At 40.0% G+C, this 25,716-nt stretch carries 21 protein-coding genes; 9 read left to right on the top strand and 12 right to left on the bottom strand.

Features of this window, described 5'->3' with window-relative positions; translation table 11 throughout:
- Nucleotides 1-121: 121 nt before the first annotated feature.
- From AWM68_RS14480 to AWM68_RS14475, 3 genes are all read left to right on the top strand, one after another.
- Nucleotides 122-574 carry a DUF2269 family protein gene (locus AWM68_RS14480; protein ID WP_066243177.1) on the top strand — a complete coding sequence of 151 codons (453 nt, stop codon included), beginning with the start codon at nt 122-124 and terminating at the stop codon, nt 572-574.
- A gap of 61 nt (nt 575-635) precedes the next feature.
- Nucleotides 636-797: a hypothetical protein gene (locus AWM68_RS21755; RefSeq protein ID WP_186320646.1), complete on the top strand. Its 162-nt coding sequence runs from the start codon at nt 636-638 to the stop codon at nt 795-797.
- 141 nt (nt 798-938) lie between these two features.
- The gene (locus AWM68_RS14475) at nt 939-2,495 is read left to right on the top strand and encodes an ABC-F family ATP-binding cassette domain-containing protein (protein ID WP_066243175.1); all 1,557 of its coding nucleotides are present in this window, start codon (nt 939-941) and stop codon (nt 2,493-2,495) included.
- Between the two features lie 41 nt (nt 2,496-2,536).
- Here AWM68_RS14475 and AWM68_RS14470 read toward each other — a convergent pair whose 3' ends face one another.
- Nucleotides 2,537-3,517, bottom strand: a complete 981-nt coding sequence (locus AWM68_RS14470) for a nuclease-related domain-containing protein (RefSeq protein ID WP_066243173.1) — start codon at nt 3,515-3,517, stop codon at nt 2,537-2,539.
- 274 nt (nt 3,518-3,791) lie between these two features.
- On the bottom strand, nt 3,792-5,696 hold the full coding sequence (locus tag AWM68_RS14465) for an ABC-F family ATP-binding cassette domain-containing protein (protein ID WP_066243170.1): 1,905 nt from the start codon (nt 5,694-5,696) through the stop codon (nt 3,792-3,794).
- A gap of 417 nt (nt 5,697-6,113) precedes the next feature.
- Between AWM68_RS14465 and putP the strand changes: the two genes are divergently transcribed.
- The gene (gene putP / locus AWM68_RS14460) at nt 6,114-7,589 is read left to right on the top strand and encodes a sodium/proline symporter PutP (RefSeq protein WP_066243168.1); all 1,476 of its coding nucleotides are present in this window, start codon (nt 6,114-6,116) and stop codon (nt 7,587-7,589) included.
- Between the two features lie 37 nt (nt 7,590-7,626).
- Here the strand turns inward: putP and fni are convergent, their stop codons facing one another.
- From fni to AWM68_RS14445, 3 genes are read right to left on the bottom strand one after another with little or no spacing between them, the layout of a single operon-like run.
- Nucleotides 7,627-8,670 (bottom strand): type 2 isopentenyl-diphosphate Delta-isomerase, encoded by a 1,044-nt coding sequence (gene fni / locus AWM68_RS14455; RefSeq protein WP_156488419.1) that lies wholly within the window; start codon nt 8,668-8,670, stop codon nt 7,627-7,629.
- A gap of 1 nt (nt 8,671) precedes the next feature.
- Complete coding sequence (locus tag AWM68_RS14450; protein ID WP_066243162.1) at nt 8,672-9,184, bottom strand: hypothetical protein; 513 nt, start codon at nt 9,182-9,184, stop codon at nt 8,672-8,674.
- Nucleotides 9,185-10,237, bottom strand: a complete 1,053-nt coding sequence (locus AWM68_RS14445) for a glycosyltransferase (protein WP_269446796.1) — start codon at nt 10,235-10,237, stop codon at nt 9,185-9,187.
- A 311-nt stretch (nt 10,238-10,548) separates the two neighbouring features.
- Between AWM68_RS14445 and AWM68_RS14440 the strand changes: the two genes are divergently transcribed.
- The 5 genes from AWM68_RS14440 to AWM68_RS14420 all read left to right on the top strand — a co-directional run bounded on the left by AWM68_RS14440 (nt 10,549) and on the right by AWM68_RS14420 (nt 16,115).
- Nucleotides 10,549-12,054: a phytoene desaturase family protein gene (locus tag AWM68_RS14440; protein WP_066243157.1), complete on the top strand. Its 1,506-nt coding sequence runs from the start codon at nt 10,549-10,551 to the stop codon at nt 12,052-12,054.
- 2 nt (nt 12,055-12,056) lie between these two features.
- Nucleotides 12,057-12,893, top strand: a complete 837-nt coding sequence (locus tag AWM68_RS14435; RefSeq protein WP_066243153.1) for a carotenoid biosynthesis protein — start codon at nt 12,057-12,059, stop codon at nt 12,891-12,893.
- Nucleotides 12,890-14,005 carry a glycosyltransferase family 2 protein gene (locus AWM68_RS14430; protein WP_331710052.1) on the top strand — a complete coding sequence of 372 codons (1,116 nt, stop codon included), beginning with the start codon at nt 12,890-12,892 and terminating at the stop codon, nt 14,003-14,005. The genes AWM68_RS14435 and AWM68_RS14430 overlap by 4 nt, the downstream gene beginning before the upstream one ends.
- On the top strand, nt 14,002-15,498 hold the full coding sequence (locus tag AWM68_RS14425; RefSeq protein ID WP_066243152.1) for a phytoene desaturase family protein: 1,497 nt from the start codon (nt 14,002-14,004) through the stop codon (nt 15,496-15,498). The genes AWM68_RS14430 and AWM68_RS14425 overlap by 4 nt, the downstream gene beginning before the upstream one ends.
- 113 nt (nt 15,499-15,611) lie before the next feature.
- A complete protein-coding gene (locus tag AWM68_RS14420; RefSeq protein ID WP_066243151.1) occupies nt 15,612-16,115 on the top strand; it encodes a GNAT family N-acetyltransferase in 504 nt (167 codons plus the stop codon).
- Nucleotides 16,116-16,460: 345 nt separating this feature from the next.
- On the opposite strand, the gene AWM68_RS14415 is transcribed toward AWM68_RS14420, so the two are convergent.
- The 7 genes from AWM68_RS14415 to AWM68_RS14390 all read right to left on the bottom strand — a co-directional run bounded on the left by AWM68_RS14415 (nt 16,461) and on the right by AWM68_RS14390 (nt 25,662).
- Nucleotides 16,461-17,303 carry a phytoene/squalene synthase family protein gene (locus AWM68_RS14415; protein ID WP_082820720.1) on the bottom strand — a complete coding sequence of 281 codons (843 nt, stop codon included), beginning with the start codon at nt 17,301-17,303 and terminating at the stop codon, nt 16,461-16,463.
- Between the two features lie 5 nt (nt 17,304-17,308).
- Nucleotides 17,309-18,748 (bottom strand): phytoene desaturase family protein, encoded by a 1,440-nt coding sequence (locus tag AWM68_RS14410; RefSeq protein ID WP_066243146.1) that lies wholly within the window; start codon nt 18,746-18,748, stop codon nt 17,309-17,311.
- Entirely contained in the window at nt 18,745-20,241 is a 1,497-nt protein-coding gene (locus tag AWM68_RS14405; RefSeq protein ID WP_066243133.1) for a phytoene desaturase family protein, read from the bottom strand. The genes AWM68_RS14410 and AWM68_RS14405 overlap by 4 nt, the downstream gene beginning before the upstream one ends.
- 281 nt (nt 20,242-20,522) lie before the next feature.
- Nucleotides 20,523-20,693: a hypothetical protein gene (locus AWM68_RS21500; protein ID WP_156488418.1), complete on the bottom strand. Its 171-nt coding sequence runs from the start codon at nt 20,691-20,693 to the stop codon at nt 20,523-20,525.
- Nucleotides 20,694-20,736: 43 nt separating this feature from the next.
- Nucleotides 20,737-22,008, bottom strand: coding sequence for an ATP-binding protein (locus AWM68_RS14400; protein ID WP_066243130.1), 1,272 nt, complete (start codon nt 22,006-22,008; stop codon nt 20,737-20,739).
- A 131-nt stretch (nt 22,009-22,139) separates the two neighbouring features.
- Nucleotides 22,140-23,939, bottom strand: coding sequence for an ABC transporter ATP-binding protein (locus AWM68_RS14395; RefSeq protein WP_066243128.1), 1,800 nt, complete (start codon nt 23,937-23,939; stop codon nt 22,140-22,142).
- Nucleotides 23,905-25,662, bottom strand: a complete 1,758-nt coding sequence (locus AWM68_RS14390; protein ID WP_066243125.1) for an ABC transporter ATP-binding protein — start codon at nt 25,660-25,662, stop codon at nt 23,905-23,907. The genes AWM68_RS14395 and AWM68_RS14390 overlap by 35 nt, the downstream gene beginning before the upstream one ends.
- Between the last annotated feature and the right edge of the window lie 54 nt (nt 25,663-25,716).

Raw genomic sequence — 25,716 nt, 5'->3', positions numbered from 1 at the left:
CTAAGTTACTCCTTTTATAACTAGGATAAAAGCCACAGTCAAAAAGAAGGACTATTTTCCTGTTCAGCGTAATAAATTGAAGAAGTATTCATTCATACATATTTAAAGGAGGAGTTTTGGGATGACTCTTTATAGTGCTCTCGTTTTGCTGCATATCTTGGCAGCCATAGTCGGTTTAGGTGCAAGCTTTGCCATGCCAGTCGTTACAAAATTTGCAAAAACAGCCAGTCAGGCACGGTATGCACTCGAAGTAAACGCTAAGATTGAAACATTGCCTAAGATTGGCAGCTTAACACTTCTTGCAACCGGACTTATATTAGGCTTTTTAAATCCTTCATTATTCAGCGAAGTATGGTACGTTACTTCATTGGTTATTTATGTAATAGCACAGGTTCTTGTTATTGGCATCATCCCTAAGAAACAAAAACAGATGAGCGATATTTTGGGTTCTCATGAAGGGGATGATCTTCCTGAATCGTATCGCACAATAGATAAAGAGCTCGATCCTTATGTATATTCTTTGCACGGTTTAGCTGTCTTACTTATCATTTTAATGGTGGTAAAGCCTTTTTAATGTTCATAAATCGCTCTTCTCTTGGACACAATATCTTTTAAAGAGATGAGGAGTGAAAAACATGGCACGCGGAAAATCTTTTGAACATAAAAAACAAGGTCATCCAGGAAGATTTCCTGATAATACTCTGCAAAACAGACTTGTCGAGAAAAGCGACGAAACAGATTCAGTAAATCTTGCTACAAAAGAAGCCTTTAAAAATCGAACTGGTGAGCAGGAATAATTAATCGGTAAAGCACTCTTGGAAAATCTTCCATGGGTGCTTTTTCTTTTTTACGATTCGGCTTGCACCTATTGAGTTCCTTCCCCATTCAATACTATAATCAAGAGGGTACAAATTACTGACAGAAAAGGTGTTATATAGATGAGTATTCTAACGGTACAAGGCTTAAGCCATGGTTTTGGCGACAGAGCGATCTTTAATGATGTGTCTTTCCGTCTGTTAAAAGGAGAGCACATTGGTTTAATCGGTGCAAATGGTGAAGGTAAATCAACCTTTATGAATATAATTACAGGCAAATTAAAGCCTGATGAAGGTAAAGTGGAATGGGCAAAAAAGGTGCGTGTTGGCTACTTGGATCAGCACACCGTTCTACAAAAAGGAATGTCTATTCGCGACGTTTTAAAAAGCGCGTTTCAATACTTGCTCGACATGGAAACAGAAATGAACAGCATGTATGAAAAGATGGGTGAAGTAACACCCGAAGAGCTTGAAAAGCTGCTAGAAGATGTCGGGGTTATTCAAGATACACTGACGAACAACGACTTTTACGTAATCGATGCAAAAGTTGAAGAAATCGCACGCGGATTAGGTCTTGATGATATCGGTTTAGATCGTGACGTACACGATCTGAGCGGTGGACAGCGTACGAAGGTATTGCTGGCTAAGCTTTTATTAGAAAAGCCGGAAATTCTATTGCTCGATGAGCCGACAAACTATCTGGATGAACAGCATATCGAGTGGCTGAAGCGCTATCTGCAGGAATACGAAAATGCTTTTATTTTGATCTCGCATGATATTCCATTCTTAAACAGCGTTATTAACTTGATCTACCACATGGAAAATCAAGAGCTGAACCGTTATGTCGGCGATTACGATCACTTCAAATCGGTTCACGAGATGAAAAAATCCCAGCTGGAAGCAGCGTTTAAGCGCCAGCAGCAGGAGATTGCAGGATTGAAGGATTTTGTAGCCCGTAATAAAGCGCGTGTTTCCACTCGTAACATGGCGATGTCACGTCAGAAGAAGCTCGATAAGATGGAAGTGATTGAACTGGCAAAAGAAAAGCCGAAGCCAGAGTTCAACTTCAAAGAAGCACGCACGCCAAGCAAGCTTATCTTTGAAACGAAAGACCTTGTCATCGGATATGATGAGCCATTGTCAAAACCACTGAACTTGCGTATGGAACGCGGTCAAAAAATTGCTTTAGTCGGTGCGAACGGAATCGGTAAAACCACATTGCTCCGCAGTATCTTAGGGGAAATCAAGCCTGTTTCAGGTTCTGTTGAACGCGGTGAGAACCTAGAGATCGGATACTTCGAGCAAGAAGTGAAATCGGCAAACTATAACACGTGTATCGAAGAAATCTGGAGTGAGTTCCCTGGCTTCTCTCATCATGAAGTTCGCGCTGCTCTCGCGAAGTGCGGACTAACGACAAAACATATCGAGAGTAAAGTTGAAGTGCTTAGTGGTGGAGAAAAAGCGAAGGTTCGTTTATGTAAGCTGATCAACCACGAAAATAATGTTCTAGTTCTGGATGAGCCAACAAACCACTTGGACGTTGAGGCAAAAGATGAGTTAATGCGTGCGTTGAAAGCATTCAAAGGCAGCGTTCTATTGATCTCCCACGAACCTGAATTTTATAAAGAAGTAGCAAACGACGTCTGGAATTGTGAAAGCTGGACGACAAAGGTGTTTTAAATCTGAGGCCCTCACTTTGGTGGGGGTTTTTATTATGTCTACTATTCTGGTAGAGGAATGGTATAGGTTGCGGCTTTTCTTGCGCCGGTTGGTTTAAGGTTCATGCTATAGAGGAGTTTTTTTACTGATGTTTGTGATTCCATATGTAGAAATGAGCGCAAATCTTTATTTTTGACGGTTGGACTGAACAAAAGTGCATAATCTATGATTGCTTTTTTATGCGCATGCATATATGTTTTGGAACAGCTTGCACACAACCAGTTTCGTTTTATTCTTATTAGTACTGCTCCCTGTATACAGTTAGGGCAAAAAACGCCTGTTAATATATCATTGTGATGAATATTGAACATTTTTAGAATGTCAGGATTATGCTGTGTATGTTCTTTTAACAGCATAGAAGAAAGCCTCTTAATATCTTTCTTTTGGAGGATATTTTCACTTTCTATACTTCTAAATTCTTTAATTTTATTAGCCAGTGTTCTTCCCCTGATAATTTTTTGTGCCCTATTTCCGTACTTAGGCGAAATTCGAATATAAGATTTTGGATTTGTGATTACAACAAGGGTATGTAACGGTATTACGGGGAACTTGTGTTTAAGCAGCCAGTTACAAAAATGATTCTTTTGTAGTTCAGCTTGATTTACGGGGTCAGGAAATGTCTCATCTATCCCTTCTCTAGAACGTATGATTTGATCATATTGATGATCAAAATACAAATTGCCTATTAAGTTCTTAACTTCAATGATGATACAAAATTTCGAATGGATAACGAGGGCATCTAGTTGGAAATAAAGTTGGTTGTTTTCACTTCTGGGGATTCGTAAATCGTGGAAAATGTGGTAATCATCCCTAGCCAAATCTGTTAGAAAATAGTCTAAAGTTAATTCTCCTTTATAACCCGCTAAATATTTTCTATGGCTGCTCTCAATTATCGGTTTTTGGGTATGATTCGGGATAATTCGTTCTAATAAAACTTCATATTTTAGTAGCTTTAACGGTTTTGTTCTAGCTTTTTTTATCAACTTATCACATCCTAGTAAAAATTCAACTTTACAAACATTCGCGAACTTCGGTGGAGAATCCTTTTTTTGTAATAATTATTTTTGTAGGCCCTGAAATTAGATTTATAAGCCCTTATTTTCTAGTTATAGGCCTTCAAAGTAGTTTATAGTCCCTTAATTTCTTTTTATAAGCCTTCAAGATCATTTATAGGCTTTTCGACAAACTACGACAACCACCCCCGCCACAAAAAAACACCCCCTGCAAAACTTCTTCGCAAGAGGTGCCCCCACTCAATCAACTATTCAACTCTTCCACCAACAGAGACAGCTCTTCCCAACGCTCCATCGCGGCCTCAAGCTCGCTCTCCACTTTTTTCTGTTCAATCATAAGCTCGCTGATCTTGCCAAAATCACTGCCTGCAGCAACAATTGCCACATCAATCTGTTCTTTCTTCTCTTCCAAAGTCATGATCCGGTCTTCAATCGTATCCCAATCCTGCTGCTCTTTATACGAAAGCTTTTTCTTCTTTTCTTTTCGCGGAGTTACAGGCGCATCCTCTACAACTGCTGCTTGTTTCTTCACAGCCGCTGCCTCTTCGTCACGCTCTTTTTTCTCTTCCATATAATCCGAGTAGCTTCTTTGGAATCTTACAACTTTCCCTGTCCCTTCAAAAGCTAGCAGATGATCGACGACGCGGTCTAAAAAGTACCGGTCATGGGAAACTGTCAACACGACTCCAGGGAAATTTTCTAGGTATTCTTCAAGAATGCCCAAAGTTTGAATATCCAAATCGTTCGTTGGCTCGTCCAAAAATAGAACATTTGGTTCTTCCATCAGAACTTTTAGCATATACAATCTACGTTTCTCTCCACCCGAAAGTTTGCGAATGTACGTATATTGCATATAGCGCGGAAAAAGGAATCGTTCCAGCATCTGTTCGGCTGTAATCGTCTGTCCATCTACAGTTGTGATCACTTGTGCGGTTTCTTTTATATAATCGACAACACGCAGATTGCCGTCCAGTTCTTCATGATCTTGCGTATAATAGCCGATCTTAACCGTTTCACCAACTTCAACTGAACCTGCGTCTGGTGCCATTCTTCCTGCTAACATATTTAATAAAGTAGTTTTCCCGCTCCCGTTTGGTCCAATAATCCCGAGACGCTCACCAGGGACGATCAAATAATCCAGATCCCTTACAAGCTCTTTTCCATCTAAGCTCTTACTCAATGCTTCAACTTCAATCACTTTTTTCCCAAGCCGCTGTGAACCTATCGCAAATTCCACTGATCCTTTTGCTGCTGGTCCTGTTTCTTCTTGCATACTTTCCACTCGCTGAATTCTAGCTTTTTGCTTTGTCGTACGGGCTTTTGCACCGCGTCGCAGCCAAGCTAACTCTCTGCGAAGTGTGTTCTGCCTTTTATCTTCATTTTGCAGAGCAATTTCTTCACGCTCAGCTTTTTTCTCTAAATACGTTTCGTAGTTGCCTTCATAGACATAGAGTTTCCCGTTATCAAGTTCAAAGATGTGGTTTGTTACGCGGTTTAGGAAGTAGCGGTCATGGGTAACCATCAGTAATGCTCCTTTATAGCTTCCTAAAAAGGTTTCCAGCCATTCAACCGTTTCATTGTCCAGATGGTTTGTCGGTTCGTCCAAAATAAGGAGATCTGCCGGTTGAATTAACGCTTTTGCAATGGCAACCCGTTTCTTTTGGCCACCGCTTAAATGCTTCACTTGCCGTGTAAAGTCACGTAAGCCGAGTTTCGTCAATACGGTTTTTGCAACTGTATTGGCTTCCCATGCCTCATTTTCATCCATCTTTTGCTGGGTATTCATCAAACGTTTAAGCTTCGTTTCATTCGATGGGTCTGATTCGAGATCAAGAAGAGCTTGCTCGTATTCACGCATCGTTTTCATAATCAGTGAATCCCCATAATAGATCTGGTCCAATACAGAAAGGTCTTCATTTAGTTCTGGTTCCTGTGCCACATACTCAATCTGAAATGTATTGGCGTGTGAAAGCGTACCTCGTTCAGCAGGCTCAATTTCTGCCAAAGCTTTTAATAATGACGACTTGCCGGTTCCGTTCGGTCCAATCAAGCCGATTCTTTGTTTATCGCTGATCGAAAAAGAAATATCATCGAACAGTGTTTTTTCCCCATAAGTTTTATATAAATTTTCAACTAGTAAAATACTCAAAACAATATCATTCCTTAGCTCAAAGTCTTTGCTTCTATTGTAGCTCAACCCTGTCAGAATAGCATCTTTCCCAAATCATTTGGGTTTTTTCATCATTTTTGTTATAGTGATAAACATGTTCTGAAAAGGAGTGGGCACGTTTTTTGCTCAAAACGGATGCCGCTATTTTCAATTTTTAATTCGGCTTTGCTTTTTTCTTGTTGTTGATACTGGATAAGCAAAACAACCAGTAAAGATTTTATGCGTTTTTTCCGCCGCGCTTTTGACTTCAAGTTTTTTTCTCACTCCATGCAAGCTCTTTTTTGCATAAAAAAGCTCAAGTTTTTTCGACCTGCCAACTTTTTCATAAACAAGTCATCCGTTGAGCAAACTAACATGACCCATTTCATGAAAAAAGAAAAGGAGAGAAATTTTTACATGCAAACAGGAGTTATTATTTCTTTGGTTATTTACATGGCCGGTATGCTGTACATCGGCTACTGGGCTTACAAAAAAACATCTGATTTAAATGATTACATGTTAGGTGGCAGAGGACTGGGTCCAGCTGTTACAGCACTGTCAGCCGGTGCATCTGATATGAGTGGTTGGATGATGATGGGTATTCCTGGTGCGATGTTTACTGATGGAATCAGCAGTATTTGGATCGCTGTCGGTTTAACAATTGGTGCCTACTTAAACTATATTCTAGTAGCTCCACGACTTCGAACGTATACCGAAGTAGCCGATGATTCAATCACGATTCCTGACTACCTTGAAAACAGATTTAATGATACGCAGAAAATTTTACGTATCGTATCTGGTCTTGTTATCATTATCTTTTTTACCCTTTATGCATCTGCAGGATTAGTATCAGGCGGAAAACTATTTGAAAGTGCATTCGGTACAACTTATCTAACAGGTATGCTGATTACAGTTGGGGTAGTTGTAGCTTATACACTATTTGGGGGATTCTTGGCAGTTAGTTGGACTGATTTCGTTCAAGGCTGTATCATGTTTATCGCTTTAATTTTAGTACCCGTTGTTGCCTTTACGGATATCGGGGATACTAAAACGATAACAGATACCATTCGGGGTGTTGATCCATCCCTTCTGCAAGCAACTAAAGGACTTACAACGCTTGGATTAATCTCATTACTGGCTTGGGGATTAGGTTATTTTGGCCAGCCGCATATCATCGTTCGTTTTATGGCGATTACATCTGTAAAAGATATTAAAACAGCTAGAAGAATCGGTATGAGCTGGATGATCATCTCTCTAATCGGTGCTTCACTAACAGGATTGATTGGTGTAGCTTGGTTTGCTAGAGAAGGAAGAGAACTGGCTGACCCTGAAACGGTCTTTATTCAGTTCGCCAATTTACTGTTCCACCCCCTCATCACAGGTTTCTTACTAGCGGCGATATTGGCAGCAATCATGAGTACAATCTCATCGCAGCTGTTAGTAACATCATCGTCTGTAACAGAAGACTTTTATAAACAGTTTATTAAAAAAGACGCATCCCAAAAGCAGCTTGTTTTAATAGGGCGTATTGCCGTCCTTATTGTCGCCGTTATTGCGGTTCTTTTATCACTAAACCCTAGTGATACGATTCTGAGTTTAGTTGGATATGCATGGGCAGGTTTCGGTTCGGCATTCGGACCACTCGTTCTTCTAAGCTTGTTCTGGAAGAAGATGACAAAGTGGGGAGCATTGGCCGGAATCATCGTTGGTGCTGTAACTGTACTAACTTGGGTACAGTTCCCTGATTTAAAAGAAAAAGTATACGAAATGATTCCAGGATTCTTCTTAAGTTTAATCGCAATTATTATCGTAAGCTTAATGACGAAAAATCCATCTAAAAAAGTACAAAACCAATTCGATGACATGGAAGAAACATTGGATGATTTAAAATAAGATAGAAAAAAGCGTTCCTGATAACAGGAGCGCTTTTCTATGTTTTCTTTACAATACGTTTTGTTTGAGCAAGTTCTTCAACACTTCCAACACCAATTCCGAACATGGCAGCTCTCAACTCAAACTCGATTCGTTCCATTTGTTCGAGAAGCGGTTCAACATCATTTTCTACCGCAGCTGGTAAGAGCATTCGGCCAAATCCAGCAAGATTTGCACCTAATGCCAGAGATTTTGCCGCATCAACACCGTGCTTTAATCCACCGCTCGCAACTAGGGGAACCGTCTTATTCAACCTTCGAACAGCCACTAAACTGTCTGCAGTCGGAATGCCCCAATCCAAGAAGGCTTTTGCCGCTTCTTTACGGATTGAATTCTTTGAGCGGAAACTCTCTACTTGAATCCATGATGTTCCCCCTGCACCAGCAACATCAATAAACTGAACCCCGGCTGATATAAGCCGCGAAGCCGTTTCTTGATCGATTCCCATTCCAACTTCCTTTACACCTACAGGCACTTGTAAGGATTGCGCCATTTTTTCTATTTTAGAAAGCAGATTGGAGAAGTTCGTATCTCCTTCTGGCTGAAAAACTTCCTGCAATGTATTCAAGTGCAACACAAGAAAATCAGCTTCAGCGATCTCTACTGCTTTTTTACACTGTGCGATTCCAAAGTCATAATTGAGCTGAACAGCGCCAATATTCGCGATAATGGGTACATCAGGCGCCCATTTACGAATTTGAAACGTATAGCCAAGATCCTCGTTCTCTACTGCCGCTCTCATTGAACCTAGTCCGATCGTCCACCCTTTTTCTTGAGCAGCCATCGCTAAATTCCGATTGATCTTATAGGCAGTTTCAGTTCCGCCTGTCATCGAACTGATTAAGAAAGGTGTACGCAGCTTTTTATCTAAAAAGGCAGCTGAAAGAGAAATCTCATCAAAAGAAAGCTCAGGCAATGCGTTCGGAATAAAGCGATATTCCTCTAAACCTGTTGTAATGTTTTTACCTTCAACATCTTCATTTAGACTAATATGAATATGTTCTGTTTTCCGCTTTTCTGTAAGATCTTTCGAATGATCCAACTTATCCAACACCTCTCCTCGTTTTTCGTTCAAGTGTTTTGTTTTTCAAGGTTAGAACCCGAATCAATCTAAACCTGTTGTATCTTTGGATAAAAATAAAAGGAAGATTGAACAGAAGCGCATAAACAATCATGATATTTCCGATCCACACAGGATTCCATAAAAAAAATAATAGGGCTGGAGGCATGGAACACCAGTGAGTCAATTCAGCACGACGGGTCTCTGCTAAAAATCGAGCCAAATACTCAACAGAATCCTTCTCTAGTGTTTTCTTTGCAAACCCTCCGCGATAAAAATCACCACCATCTGGCAGGATGGTTTTCCATTTGCGTATCCCCAGCGTTTCATACCAATGTCCGTTTCTTTCCCATTTGGAAGGCGCGTCCCATTTCCGTTCTTTTGTAAAATAAGCAAAAGGAATTCTGTGTATGATATAGGCCACACTTAAATGAAGAACCAGCCAAGCAAAAATATTACTCACAATCGTCCAAAACGGAGAAAGTTCAATCAGCATCTACACATCTCCTTTTTCTGAAACGGAAATTTCTCTTCCCTTCCACTTTACTTCTTTTTTAATGGCGCTTAAAACAAAAGACCAAACGTATACAGTCGAAAAGAATAAAAAGTGTACAGGGTGCCATAATGCTGACATAAGAGTAAACGTGCCAACCTTCTGCATCAAATAGTGAATCTGTATCATATAAAGGATATAAAAAACGCCCCAAATAACCATTTCATTAAAATCTTGAAAAGTTAAAAATGGCAGCTGAAGCGTTAAACTGATTCCTCCTGTGATCCAAGCCACAGACAATAGGAGTGACATCAATGGCGTTTTAGAAGAGCCTAGCGCAAAGCTTTTACACCATCCGTTAAACAAGGATTTTAGCCCTTCTGGGTACATTCGGAAATAAACTGCATCATACCCAGCAAAACAAGTAACTTTAACATGCTGTGACAGAGCAACTCTTCCCATTTCCATATGTTCAAGAACTTGATGTTTGATTCCTTCATGGCCTCCGATCTTCGTGTAACTTCCCCGATCAATCAGAAGACAGGGTCCAAACGCGCCAGCTGGTTTTTTCCGAAACATTGTAAAACTTTGCATGGCAGCCATCACGATCATATTAAAGAGAGAAGAGAGTCTTTCTGAAACTGAATTCATTTGGTGATACGGCTGAACACTGATAATGCCACCTCTTGACTCCCATTCACTGCATAAACGTTCAATTGCGTCTTTTTCTAGAGTAAGATCCGCATCTAAAAATAACAAAAGGTCTCCAGATGAATGGTTTGCACCGTTCCAGCAAGCCCACGGCTTACCTAACCATCCACTCGGAAGAGAATCAGGCTTTAATACCGTCACTCCCGCCTCTTTAGCAACCTCTTCTGTTCTATCTTGAGAATCATCATTAACAACGATAATCTCATGAAGTTTAATCGTCTGGTTCAATAAAGTAGGCAATAGTTTTTTCAAGTTTGCCTCCTCATTCCTGGCGGGAATAATAACCGAGATAGACTTAGATTGCCTTGGGCCATTTGAGGTGAGAACTCGGATACTTATAAGCATGCACCATCCACAAAGCCACATGATCGATAAGTATAAAAGGGTTGAAAACAATTCGGCGATCTCCTTTTGTAGAGCTTTTATTTACATCTTTGGCTTTGTATTCTTTTTTCAAACAATTCTTGAAAAAAGAGGAATAATCAGCTTCAGTCAAGAACTGAATGATAATAAAAATTCTACAGATGAATGTTCTCAAAAGTGTCCAATAATTTTACAACCATTGTACATAAACTATACAATATAGATGAATAGGCGTACAGCAACAGCTAAGAAACTCTAGAAACTTTTTATAACCAATACCGAGGAGGAATTTGATGAAGAAAAAAGTTTTAGTTGTAGGCGGCGGACTTGGAGGATTATCAGCAGCTCTTCGATTAGCGGCTGATGGACACGAGGTAACTATACTCGAGAAAAATGAGCGTATTGGCGGTAAGCTTAATCAGCGATCTGGTAAAGGCTACACGTTTGATACAGGGCCTTCGATCTTAACGATGCCATGGGTGCTTGAACAGCTCTTCGAATCTGCTGGAAAGAACATACACGACTACATAAACATCCAGCGCATCGAACCACAATGGAGAACTTTTTTTGAAGATGGCACCGTTATTGATGTAACGAGCGATCTGCCTCAGATGCTTAAAGAAATTGGCAAAGTAAACCCTCAAGATGCAGCCTCATTTTTCAAATATCTCGACTATTGCAGCCAGATGTACGAACTTAGCATGAAGAGCTTTTATAAGAAAAGCTTATCAGGCTTAAACGACCTGCGTGCTCTTCATAGTTTCAAAGAACTTCTTGCAATGGATCCTGTTAAATCGATGGATCAAGCAACGAGGAAGTTCATTAAAGACAAACATCTTCAACAACTATTTAATTTCTTCATCATGTATATCGGTTCCTCTCCTTACCAGGCTCCAGCTGTTCTCTCACAGCTGATTCATGTTCAATTAGGTCTCGGTATCTATTATGTTGAGGGCGGCATGTATAAAATTGCTGAATCTATTTTGAGTGTGCTAGATGATCTCAACGTTGATGTTCGTACGAATCATAAAGTGGCCGGCATTCTAACGGAAGGTTCGACAGCTAAAGGCGTGAAGCTTGAGAACGGAGATGAGCTTTATGCTGATATTGTCGTTTCTAACTTGGAAGCTATTCCAGCTTATAAAACGCTACTCTCCAACCATCCACATGCTAAAAAGGCAGTAGAAGATCTTAGCAAGTTCGAACCTACCGTTTCTGGACTTGTATTGCTGCTTGGTGTTGATAAAAAGTACGATGAATTCGCACATCATAACTTCTTCTTCTCTCAAAGTCAGGAAAGAGAATTCGATAATATCTTTAACACCGGCATATTAGCTGATGATCCTACCATCTATGTCGGCATTTCTTCAAAGTCTGACCCTAGCCAGGCTCCTGAAGGGAAAGATAACTGGTTCGTCCTTACACATGTTCCGCCTCTAAAAGAAGGAGAGACATGGGAAACCAACCTCGAGAGTTACCGTGAACTCGTGCTGAACAAACTTGAAAGAATGGGAGCAACAGATCTAAGAAAGCACGTGGAGTGGGAATATACGTTTACACCTGACACGTTAAAAGAGCTCTACGGACCAAACGGCGGTTCCATCTACGGAATTCGCACAGACCGAAAGATGAACGGCGGATTTAAGATTCCGAGCCGAAGCAATCAATTTTCCAATTTATATTTTGTTGGAGGTTCTACACACCCAGGCGGCGGTGTACCAATGGTAACGCTATCGGGTCAGCTAACAGCTGATTTAATTGGAGAAGACTTAAAAACCGTTTCAAAGGAGATCGGGTAATTTTGCAAACTGCACATTATGGCACATTAGATAAAGTACTCTTCAGGTTCTTTATCTTTTGGTACAGCGTAGGATTAATACTTCTTGGCTTTGATATCCTCCCACCGGCTTTGGAGTGGGCGAACAGCGTATTTTTGATAATATGCGGCATATTGGGCGGTCTGTATTTTTTTCGGACTTACGGTAACTTCGGCGCTATTTTTACGTTTTTTGTTTTGATTGGAAGCATTGTTGCAGAAAGTATCGGTGTGAAAACAGGTTTAATTTTCGGCCATTACGACTATAGCGACAAGCTTGGATTTAAGTGGTTGAGTGTTCCTGTAGCCATCGGCTTTGCGTGGGTAATGATCGTAGCTGTCTCTCACGCCATCGCTCTTGGTATTGTAAAACCATTTCAGGATCATGCAGCAATTCGGCTGCCACTTTATATCCTAACAGGCGCTTCAATAGCAGTTTTGATGGACGGTATCATTGATCCTGTTGCTTATCTAGTAAAAGGATACTGGTTTTGGGATGGGTCTGGCGCTTATTATGGAATACCTTTTCAAAACTTTGTAGGCTGGTTTCTTTTAGCTAGCTTGTTTCATGTTCTGTTAGTAATCGGTTTGTATGCTGCAAGGAAAACAAAATCGAGCACTCATCCATACTGGCATTCTCGTACTCTAGCTGTTTTCATCATGGTAATGAGCATGTTTATTTTGCTAGGGTTCACATCAAAACTTTACTTGGCATCGATTGGTGTAACCATGATAAGTCTAGTCGTATTGAGTTTGTACCGAATTAAAAACAAACCATTAGAGCTTCAGAATGACACAGCATACAGTCTCGGAAAAAGGTGATATTCTTGATCATTTTCTTTGCTTCCCTTTCCATAATCTTTTTAGCAGCAACTATCTTAAATAGTCTTTTTTTACCCTCTCTAAAAAAGCCCTCACCGGGGGCTGAACATTCAGAGAGGGTTGCTGTTTTTGTACCGATGCGTAATGAAGAGGAGAATGTCGCCGAACTTGTTTCTACACTAAAAGGACTAACATATCGTAATATTTCGTTTTCGATCTTAGATGACCATTCTGATGATGATACATATAAGAAGCTCCTTCTGCATATTGAGGGTGACGAGCGTTTTACTGTTATTCAAGGTAAACCTCTTCCCTCTGGATGGGCCGGAAAAGTTCATGCTTGCCACCAGCTTAGTCAATCCCATACGAGCGATTACCTGCTGTTTATAGATGCAGATGTTCGGCTGCATCCCCATACCATTCAAGGAGCATTGTCTTTATTAAAGAAAAAGAGAGCAAGTCTGCTTTCAGGTTTTCCAAGGTTTCCTGTTTCCTTGTTTTTCGAGAAACTTATCGTTCCACTGCAGCATTTTATCATACTTTTTCATCTGCCACTTTTTCTTGCAAATTTAACGAAATGGCCGCCAGCAACAGCTGCACATGGTGCTTTTATGTTGTTTAAAAGTGATGCCTATCACGAAATAAGAGGTCATGCTGCGATAAAAAGTTCGCTCGTAGATGATGTAGACTTAGCAAAGACTATGAAACAGTCAGATTATCGTGTTGTTCTAGCAAATGTGACACGTTACGTTTCTTGTTATATGTATCGAAGCAATAAAGAGGTATGGAACGGATTTACAAAGAACCTTTTTCCTGGGTTAGGTCGATCAATCTTACTCGTCATCTCTTTATCCCTTTTTTATAGTACCTTTTACATCGCACCATTATTTTTATTCATATACGGCATCATAACTCATCAGCTGTTATGGGTTACACCTTATCTGTTCACAGTCATACAAAAGGCATATGTGGACTTACGAACGGGACAAAAACCACTTCTTTCCTTGCTCATGCCGTTATCAGCAATAGGGTTGGTGGTTCTTATGAACGCCTCTATGTGGCGCGGACTCAAAAAACAAGGCTACGAATGGAAGGGGCGTCTTTATCAGTGAAGAAAGTTGCAATTATCGGAGGCGGCCTAGGTGGTTTGTCAGCAGCCATTTCACTTGCTGCAAATGATTGTGAAGTTCATGTTTTTGAAAAAAATGAGCATTTTGGCGGAAAGCTAATGCCAATTATTTTAGGTACACATACGTTTGACTTTGGACCTAATACGATTACGATGCCTCAAGTTTTTGACCAAGTATTTAGGGATGCTGGGGAGAATCCTAGAGACTATTTTGAATGGATACCTTTAAAAACACACACTCGGAACATTAGCAGCAATGGAGAAGTTTTTGATATGTCGACTGAAATGGACAAAATGATGAGTCAGCTGCAAACACTAGACCCATATGCTGCACAAAAATATCCTGAATACCTTGATGAAGTAACACGTTTGTATCATCTAGCTGAAAAAGAATTTTTCCCAAGGACCTTTACAAGTATGAAAGACTATCTGTCTCCTTCTCTTTTTCGCGCTTTTATGAAAGTACGGCCCCTGCAAAATATGGACAGCTTTCACAAGAAGTTTTTTAAGCATCCGCTTCTTCTCCAAACCTTTAACCGTTATGCGACCTATATTGGATCGTCTCCTTTTCAAGCACCTGCCACTTTTGCATTAATCGCCTATTTAGAGATGATCCAAGGTGTGTATTATGTTAAGGGAGGCAATGTAAAAATCGCTGAATGCATGGCGCAGTTAGCAGAGAAGCTCGGTGTACGTCTTTATTCAAGTGTTAAGGTTGAAAGAATTTACGTGAAGAACCATTACGCGAAAGCAATCAAACTTTCGAATGGTGATGATTTCGAGGTCGATGCGGTTGTGATGAACGGTGATTTATTAGAAGCGTATCCCAAGCTCGTAGAGGAACCATTTCGCCCGTCTATGAGGAATAAAAAAGTAGAGAGTTACTCTCCATCCATCTCAGCCTTTGTACTATTAGCTGGCCTAAACAAAAGACTGGAAAACTCGCTTCATCATCAAGTGTATTTTTCAAAAGACTACAGAAAAGAATTTGAGACTTTGTTTAATGGCATATATCCAGATGATCCAACGATTTATATATCGAATTCCTCTATAACAGATCCATCTGTTTCACCCGACGGGGACAATCTGTTTATTTTGGTTAACGCACCACCTATACAAAAAGAACAACTAGAGGATCAAGTTGAATATGAACGCTACAAAAACCTTGTTTATGATCGTTTAGAATCGTTCGGTCTGAAGTTAAGACCCTTTATCGTTCAAGAAAGAATGATCACGCCGCATAATATTCAGCGGAAGTTCGGAGCGTATCGGGGAGCTTTATACGGTATATCAGCCAATGAAAGAAAGAACACGTTCCTACGCCCTTCTAACCGTTCAAAAGATATCCTCAACTTGTATTTTGCAGGAGGTACAACACATCCTGGCGGCGGCTCTCCGATGGTAATCATCAGCGGCCGCAATGTCGCCCGTGAAGTGCTAAAGCAGTGGGGGTCTGACCCCAAACAATTATCATAAATTCTCAAAAATGAGCAAACGCCCGGAGGCATTTGCTCATTTTCAATAACTTCTTTCATACACTTTCCATTTTGTGGTACACTATTTTCTAAAACCATATTGGGGGATGGAACATGGAAGTTCGACTTTTAAAACCCGAAGATGCAAAGCCATACTGGGAGCTTCGACTTGAAGCGTTAAAACTAAGCCCCGAAGCTTTTTCTTCCAGCTATGAAGAAGCTTTACAAAGAAAAGAACCCATCAAACAAGTAGCAGAAAGATTGCAAGAAGAAGGCAGCTATACGTTTGGAATGTTTCATGAAGAAAAGCTCGTCGGCAACGTTACCCTCGTTCAAGAGAAGGGCTTAAAGATGCAGCATCGCGGCAATATCTACGCCATGTATGTGAGTACCGAGAACCGTAAAGCTGGAGTAGGAAAGGCTCTTATGAAAGCTGTCATCGAACACGCAAAAAGCATTCCTGTTATTGAAAAATTAAACTTAACTGTAGCAGCTAATAATGAAAAAGCAAAGAACTTATATACCTCATTAGGCTTTAAGACATATGGTTACGAAGAAAAAGCACTTAAAGTAGATGGTCATTTTATAGATGAAGAGCATATGGTGTTGTTTCTTTAGATAACAAAAAAGCTGACAAACAGGCTGAACCTCCTGATTTCTTCTCTTTACTGACTCTATTATTTTTTCTAATCTCTTATTTAAAAGATTGTTGAATTTAATTTTTTTGTACTTTCTCTTCATTGACTTGTTGATTGGAGCGCAAGGTGCGAGACTCCTGGGGGATCAGCGGGACAGGTGAGACTCCTGAAAGCGCAAAGCGTTAGGAGGCTCACCGCACGCCCCCCGGAAAGCGAGCATCCTGGAGCGGAAATCAACTACTTTCAAAAGCACCATAGAAATAACAAAAGAGCCGACAACTAGGTACACATCCTAGTTATCAGCTCTTTTCAGCTAAACTAAAAATTATTCCACAGCAATCTTCTTAAATAGATCTCCTTTCTCCTCACTCGATACAAACGCTCTGCTGCTAAACACTTTATAATTTTGCTTGCGGACTTTATTTAAAATCTCTCGATAATAAATGGACGCTAGCTGAACAGGCATTCTTGAATCGATCGGGTAATGATCTAGGGTTTCGTTAAACTTCGCATAAAATACTTCTGCACGCATAGCAATACTTTCCCACGCCATTATAAAACGATTATCGACCACTTCTTTTTTCAAGTCATCCTCTGTATACCCGTGTTCAGCCATTATGCTCGAAGGTAAATACACTCGGCCGCGATCTAAGTCCTCTGCAATATCGCGAAGTACATTTGTAAACTGCATCCCAATCCCTAGATAAATAGCTCCTTTCCGAACGAGCTCTTTTTGTTCTGGAGCAAGAATAGGAAGCAGCATTAAGCCAACTGTGCTAGCCACATGGTAAGAGTAATATTCCAACTCTTCTACTGTTTCATAATGCGATTTGTATAGATCCATTTCTTGTCCTTTAATCATATCCAGAAAGGCTTGTTCCTCCATCTCGAACTGCTGAAAAACATGCTGAAGCGCGATCCACATTGGTTCGGTTGCAGGAATTTTGCCATTTAAGAACTGTTTAAACTGTTCTTTGAAAACAGCAAGCTCTTCTAGTGGCCGCTTCCCTTCGTCTACAATATCATCTACAGTTCTGCAAAATGAGTAAACCGCCCAAACGGCGCGTCTTTTCTCATCGGGCAAAAATGAAAATGCTTTATAGAACGTTTTAGAATGAACTTTAATAACTTCTTCACAATAAGAATAAGACTCCTGTACCGTTACCAAATTTTTCACGCCCTTTCAAGATATTTTGCGAGATGTTTCGCACTCTGCATAACGATGGGTACACCTCCCCCAGGATGTATGGATGCGCCAACTGCATACAGATTTTCATATGGCAGAGGTTTAATCTGAGGACGAAACACACCTGATTGTTTTAATGTTGGAGCAATACCGAAGCTGCCACCTTGATACAATCCGTCTGTTAGGGCGTCATTCGGCGTTCGGATTTCTTTCCAAGTGATCGCTTTCTTAAGACCTGGGTATCCTCTGTCTTCCAACCGCTGCAAAATAAAATCTGCGTAGGTTTCCTTTTTAGCTTCCCAATCTACCGTATCTCCAGATGGAACCGGAACGAGCACGTAGAGTACACTTTTTCCCTCTGGTGCAAGAGAAGGATCTATTTTAGATGGGTAGAACGTATAAACCGCGGGATCACGAGGCAGATTTTTACGTACAAAGACTTCCTGCATATGGGCATCAAAGTAATCTGTCATAAAGAACTGATGCACATCTGCTTCGTCATATGTTCGATCCAGCCCTAAGTACAATAAAAAGCAGCCGGAAGAAGATTGGTAACTTTTTTTAATCGGCTTACGACCTGGAATGAGATGTTGAATGCCTGGAAAGTCACCATTGTAGATCACCATATCGTGCATTTGGGTACCTTCTTTTGTGACCACACCATTGCATGCATTTCCGTTTATCAGCAAGGAGTTTACTGGAGTATTCACTTTGATCTCGACACCTTGCTCAGCTAGTTTTCTTTGCAATAAATCTACGATACTCGCATAGCCGCCTTTTATATACCAAATGCCATGAGCATGCTCACTGAACGGCACGAGCGAGTACATCGCAGGTGAATTTTCAGGTGATCCGCCAATATATAATGTCTGAAACGAAAAAGCTTCCTGCATTCTAGGATGGTTAAAATAGACTTTTGCGAAATCTTTAACTGATTGATAGGCTTTCAGTTTTGTAAGCGTGTGGAGATTTTTAGGTGTCCAAAAATCCCTTTTATTCACAAAAGAACGATCCAAGAATGCTGTTTTTCCTTGATGGAAACGTTCATACATATCGGCTACATATCTCAAGAAGCCTTGTTCATCACCAGGATACATTCTACTGATCTCATTCAACTGTCCAGGAAGATCACTTGTTTTATAAAAGTGAGAACCGTCTGGATAGTTTAATTTGTACATCGGCGTGCATGGAATCAATTCTATTTCTTCACGCTCGATGCCGATCTCATCTAAGATTTCATAAATCATCTCAGGAAGCAGAACGATGGTTGGTCCGCTATCGATTCTATATCCTTCTGTTTTAAAAAAATTCAGCCTTCCGCCTAGTCCGGAGCTTTTCTCGTAAATCGTAACTTCCTTACCTTGTTTTCTTAAGTAGAGTGCTGTAATTAAGCCACCAATTCCTCCGCCAACAATTCCAGCATTCATACTGATTGAACCTCCATAGCGCTATGTTTATCTGTCATCAATCGAGTTGTAATACGAGCCGATTCCATAATCGTGGGTAAACCGCTTCCGGGGTGTGTTCCTCCCCCTACAAGCCACAATCCTTCTATCTCGTTTTGCTTATTGTGCGGTCTGAAATACATCATTTGAGTTAATTGATGTCCGAGGTTAAACGTGGCTCCCTTGTAAACATGAAGCTGTGTTTCCCAATCCAATGGCGTAAACATATGCTCCGTTTCAATATATTTCTCAAGATCTTTGAACTCTGTTCGTTCTTGAAGCTGCTGAAGAACTAGTTTTCTAAAATCATGCTTGTGATGTTCCCAGTCAATCATGCTAAAGTTATTTGGAACAGGGGCTAAAATGTATAGAGCCGACTTCCCTTCAGGAGCAAGCGTTGGATCTGTAACAGAAGGATTATGAATATAGATGGATGGATCTTGAGATAAGATTTTCTTTTTGGTAATCTCTTCAACGTTTTTTCGATAGTCTTCTGAGAAAACAATGGTATGGTGAGGGAGATCGTATTTTTGATTCACGCCAACATACAGCATAAACGCCGAGCACGAATAGCTCTTCTTCCTCAATTTATCACTGGTGTATTTCTTCGTTGAGCCTTTGGGCATCAGCCTTTCCATAGCGTGTGCAAAGTCTGCGTTAACGACCACTTCATCGGCATACACCGTTTCACAAGAATCTAGTTTAAGTCCATTAACCTTCCCTTTTTCAATGACAAGCTCTTTCACTCCGCATGACGTAACGACTTTTCCGCCATATTCTTTAATCACTTTTGCCATTGCTTCTGTGATCTTATTAACACCGCCGATAGGATGATAGACTCCATATGCGTGTTCCATATAAGATAAGATCGTAAACGCACCAGGACATTCCCACGGCGACATGCCTAAATATTTTGCCTGAAACGTGAAAGCAAGACGGAGACTTTCATCAGAAAAATAAGTGGATAGCTGATCATGCAAAGAATCTGTAATCGTCAGCTTCGGTAATGCTTTAATAAATTTAAACTGCAGATAATCTAAAAGAGAGTCATGCTTGTTTTGCAAAATAGGCATTAACGCTTCAAACTTTTCTTTTTCTCTTTTCATGAAACGTCTGTAACCTTCGCCATTTCCAGGAAAGACTTTTTCTATATTTTTATACATGACCGATTGATCTGTCGTAGCATCTAGTACCGCATCTTTGAATTTAAGCTGGTACATCGGCTCAATTTTTTTTAATTGGATATAATCTTCTAATCGCCGCCCGGCAAGGTGAAACATTTCCTCCAATATGTGAGGCATATTAAGAAACGTGGGACCTCGATCAAACGTATACTCTTCTTTATGTAAAGCAGAAGTACGTCCTCCGATAAACGGTTGTTTCTCGTATACTGTTACTTGATAACCTTTGCTGGCTAAAAGCATTCCTGCCGTTAAGCCACCAGGTCCTGCACCAATGACAGCTACAGATTTCATGTTTTCACACCTTCCATCTACCTTTACAAAATATATACAATGTATTATACAAAAATTATACGATGAGTGTTCTAAGATTAGCAAATTTAAAAGATATAAAAAAGCACACTCAAAAAAAGTTTTCTTGATGTGTGCTGTTTCACATATGGTATGTAATTCATTTCGACGAAAGGGATGGAAAACCTTCTCAAATACTTAAATGAAATAAACTTTAAACATAAAACATAAATGCCAATAAAATGACTAAAAAAAGCCCGCATATTCTGCAGGCTTTTGGAACATTATTCTTTCGAATGTCTTTCTTTATGAGTAAGATAGTCTTCTTCCTCATTTTTTGGCTTTTTCTTCCTAGTCTTTCGAACAATCAGTATAACAATAATAATCACTAATAATAAGCTAACATTTAAGAAGCCGCCTAAAAACCGAAAAACATCAGACATAAAGTTATCCATGCTGCTTCACCTCTTCTCAGCATTTTCCCCTTTATAATTACTTTTAAACCTGCAGTTCATCGAGCATCATATTTAAAGGTAATGTGACACTTACTTTTGTTCCCTTACCAACCTTGCTCGTATAATCCACTCTTCCACCCATAGATTCAATAATGCGAGTAGATACCATGGTACCTAATCCCATACCTTGTTCTTTTGTCGAAAAGAAAAGGGAGCCTACACGCGATAGTTGTTCCTTTGTCATTCCTTTTCCTGTATCCCTAATTATAATCTTTACATGATCTCCATCTTCCATGAGCTTTATCGAGACTCGTCCCTCTTTTGGAGTTGCTTCAACAGCATTTTTCAAAATATTGATCAACGCTTGCTTTAGCTGATTACGATCCGTTGTAATAACAGCATCTGATTCTATGGAATGGGTCAGTGAGATTCCTTCTTTTAAAGCGTATGGATTTAATAAAATACTAAGTTCCATAACAAGCAGTGGTAGAGGAAACGTCTCGATCTTCTTAAATTCGGGTTTAGCAAAATTTAAATAATCACTGATTATGTTCTCAGCTCTTCCAAGCTCACTTAAAATAAGCGGATAATAATGCTTATGCCGCTCATCCTCACCTGCCATTAACTGAAGAAATCCTTTAACGACTGTTAATGGATTACGAACTTCATGAGCGATCGAAGCTGCGAGTTCACCAAGCGTATGCTGCTTTTCTGAGCGCCTGATCTCGTCTTTCATTAAATTTCTTTCAATGACAGACTCATTTAATATAGCGGTAAAAACAAAAGTTACCATTTGAATAAGGCCAAAAACGGTCATGTATATAAATAAATCTTGATCTAACTGTATGAAGTCTTTATTAATAAAGGTAAGGTAACTTAGAAGAATGATGAGCTGAACAAACGCAGGCCAAGAACCTATGATAATAGAGAGGTAGATTCTTTTTTTCGGTGCAGATTTCCAGAAGTATTTATAAATGATGTAAGGGACCGCACATGCAACAACTGCAGATATGTAAGCTAAAAAAAGTGTCTCTCCGCCCATAGCGGTTCTGGTGATCATTAGCGCTGTGATCGTAATGATCCCAGATATCGGACCACCGTAAAAGATAGAAAGAACGACAGGAACATATCGCAGGTCCCAATATAAACCTGCATCATAATAAGCAAAATACATACAAAGTGACGCAGATGCTCCGTATAAAAGACCTAAAAAGTATGGGGACTTTCCTATTTTACGATTTTCGAACAGCAAGCTATAGCTTAATACGGGTGCAAGAACAATTAATACATGTAAAAGCAGCTTTTCTACAATCATGGTCTACTCCCCAGTCCAAATGGCTTGTATAAAGAATACGACAAAAAAAGGGCGATTCCTCCAAGAATCTCCCTTTTTTTGTGACTATAGCATTGTTTTTATAAGACTTAAGTAGTAACTTATCGACAGCGTTATGCGTCCTGCTTCAGCTGGCTATGATACAAGGAGTAATAAAACTTTTTGTTATTTAACAATTCTTCGTGAGTCCCTTTTTCAGAGATACTTCCATCCTGAAGAACAAGAATCTGATCGGCTTGCTGAATCGTGTTCAATCGATGTGCAATAACAAAACTCGTTCTCCCTTGCATCAAGCGCTGCAAGGCTTCTTGGATCTTCATCTCAGTTATTGTATCGATAGAGCTTGTTGCTTCATCTAAAATAAGCAGAGAAGGGTCTGCTAAAATGGCTCGTGCGATCGATAAGAGCTGTTTTTGGCCTTGACTGATCCCACTGCCCTCTTGGTTCAAGATCGTTTTATAGCTTTTAGGCAGTTTCGTAATAAAGGAAAGAGCATTAGCTAGTTTGGCAGCTGCAATAACCTCATCGTCTGTGGCACTCAAACGCCCATACCGAATATTTTCAAGAATGGTTCCTTCAAATAAAAAAGAATCCTGCAACACAAAACCCATATGACTTCTGAGAGAACTTCTTTTTACTTTCTTTATATCGTTCCCATCAATCAGGATTTGACCAGAATCTGCATCATAAAACCGTGAGAGCAGATTCACGATTGTCGTCTTGCCCGCACCTGTAGGACCAACTAGTGCAACTGTTTCACCTTCTTTTACAGAAAAACTTAATCCCTTTACAGTCATTTCATCTTTTTCATAAGAAAAACCAACGTCACGAAAATCTACTTTTCCTTTTACCGAAGGCAGTTCAATAGCACCTGTCTCATCCATTTCCTCTTGTGATTCATCAAGAATCTCGAAAACTCTTTCTGCTCCTGCAACAGCTGACAAAAGCGTATTAAACTGGTTCGCCAGATCATTAAGCGGTCGTGTAAACTGTCGTGAATACTCAACAAAAATGACGATTACACCGATAGATACTTTCCCATTAAGAGCAAGAACTCCCCCGATACCCGCAATTAAAGCAAAGCTCCCATTGTTAAGAACGTTCATTAATTTCGGGATAAAACCTGAGAAAGTCTGAGCCCAATACCCGGACTCTTTCAATCTCTCATTTTTTTGCATAAATTCCTCAATCACTCTTTTTTCCTGTGAAAATGATTTCACAATACGCTGACCAGAGGTGATTTCTTCAATATATCCGTTAATCTCACCCAAATTTCTTTGTTGTTCTTTAAACCTCGCACCTGTTCTCTTTGTAATCCACTTTAACCCAAAGAACATTAGGGGTACGATCGAAAGGGAGATCAGCGTTAGGATGGGACTTAAATAGATCATTACACCTACTGTTCCAATAAGCGTTAGGATGCTGGAAAACACTTGAATGAAAGAACTGTTTAGTGTAGAACTCACATTTTCAATATCATTTGTAACTCGGCTCATCAATTCACCGTGCTGCCTTTTATCAAAGAATGAAATCGAAAGCCTATGAAATTGATTAAATAAATCGTTTCTCATTTTTAATACGGTATCTTGTGCAATCCCGATCATCCAATAGTTTTGCAGCCAGATGGAAAGTGATTGGCCTATAAAGACAAAAACAAGGCCTATTAACATTTTATTTAAACCGTCCACATTCTCTTTAACAATGTAAGAATCAATAGCCATTCCGATTAAAAAAGGTCCAAGTAAGCTTAAAGCAGAGCTGATAATCACCATAAGCAGCACCAAGCTTAACAGCCATTTATGATCAGAAAAGTAGCTTCCGATACGTCTTATTGTACTTGCCCAGTTTTTCGGTTTTACTTTCTTACCAAATAAATGATTATGTGGATGAGGTCTGTTTGAACCCTTTGACATGCTGAAAGTCCTCCTCCCCAAACTGTGATTGAACGATTCTAACATACAACGGAGAGTTTTTAAGGAGTTCTTCATGTGTTCCCCAAGCCTCAACAGCACCATCATCTAAAAGCAGAATACGGTCGGCTTCCATCGCTGTACTTATTTTTTGCGTAATAATAAACGTGGTACATGAGTAAGTTCGTAACGCCTTCAACAGCTTTGCTTCTGTCTTTAGATCCAGTGCACTTGTGCTGTCATCCAGCATTAAAATTTTGGGTTTGCGGACTAACGCTCTTGCAATGGACAACCTTTGTTTCTGCCCGCCAGACAGGTTAACACCCCGCTGTCCTACTCTTGTATCATATTGATTCGGTAATTTTTCTACTGTTTCATGAATTTGTGCATCTTTTGCTGCAGAAATGATTTCATTTTGACTTGCTCCTTCTTTTCCCCAGCCGATGTTTTCAGAAATTGAACCTGTAAATAGCACTGCTTCCTGTGGAACAACACCAATTCCTTTTCTGAGCGTTTCAATCGGATATTCATTTACATTTTTTCCGTCAACGAGTACTTCACCAGCTGTAACATCGTAAAGTCTAGGAACAAGCTGAAAAAGCGAGGTTTTTCCGGAACCCGTTGATCCAAGGATCGCTAGCGTCTCTCCTGACTTAACCGAAAATGATAAGTTTTTTAGAACAGGCACATCACTTTCCGGATAACTAAAAGAAACATCCTTAAATTCTACTGCTCCTTGTTTTAATAATAATGACCGATCAGCGCCAGCAGCCTCAATCAGATCCACCTCTGTATCCAGTACTTCCCCAATTCGTTGTGCTGATGCTTTTGCCCGTGAGAAAGCCATAATGATAAAAGAAATGATCGTTAGTACTGATGAGATTCTGAATGAGTAATTAACGATCGCGACAACTTCCCCTACTTCAATCGTGCCGAAGTTCACCTGTCTGCTGCCGAACCAAAGGATGAACAGAATGGCAATATTCATTACAAACAACAATACTGGAATTGAAACTTCTATTAAACGAAGAGATGAAACTGTTCGTACTTTTAAATCGACGCTCGCCTGTTCGAAGCGGTCTTTTTCAAAGTCTCTTCTCAAAAACGCCTTAATCAAACGCATTCCCATTAAGTTTTCACGCATAACCCGATTCACGCCATCAAGCTTATCCTGCACATCCCGAAACATGCTGCCGGCAGTATTAAGCACCCATTTTAGAAAAACCAAGAGAAACGGTAATGCCACTACCAATACCATTGCTAGCTTCCAGTTGACAATAAGAGACATGATCACTCCACCAGCTAATAAAAGCGGTGCTCTTAGCATGATCCGCAAACTCATAAATACAGTATTCTGAAGCTGTGTCACATCATTCGTCATTCTTGTGATCAACGAAGAAGCAGGAAATTTATTAAAATTCACAAACGAAAAAGATTGTACTTTTTCAAACACGAGCCGCCTTATATCAAATCCATAATTCTGGCTGACATGAGCTGAAAAAAACGAGTTGGCGATTCCTGCTGCAAAAGCAGCTAAAGCAAGACTAAACATCACAATGCCCCAAAACTTAACCACGCTCAAATCGCTCTTTAAAATACCGTCATCAATGATCTTTGCCATAATTAAAGGCTGCAGCAATTCAACGCCCAGTTCCAATAGAGTCAAAAAAAGTGCTGCTCCGATCGCGACCCGGTACGCTTTTAAATAAGAAAACACTTTCCGCATAAATTATCCCCCGAACGTCACCGATGTTTAACAAACTTAACAATCTACTTCTAT

This window comes from Fictibacillus phosphorivorans (genome assembly GCF_001619875.1).
GTDB classification, from domain to species: domain Bacteria; phylum Bacillota; class Bacilli; order Bacillales; family Fictibacillaceae; genus Fictibacillus; species Fictibacillus phosphorivorans_B.
This window is presented reverse-complemented; position numbering and strand designations above follow the sequence as displayed.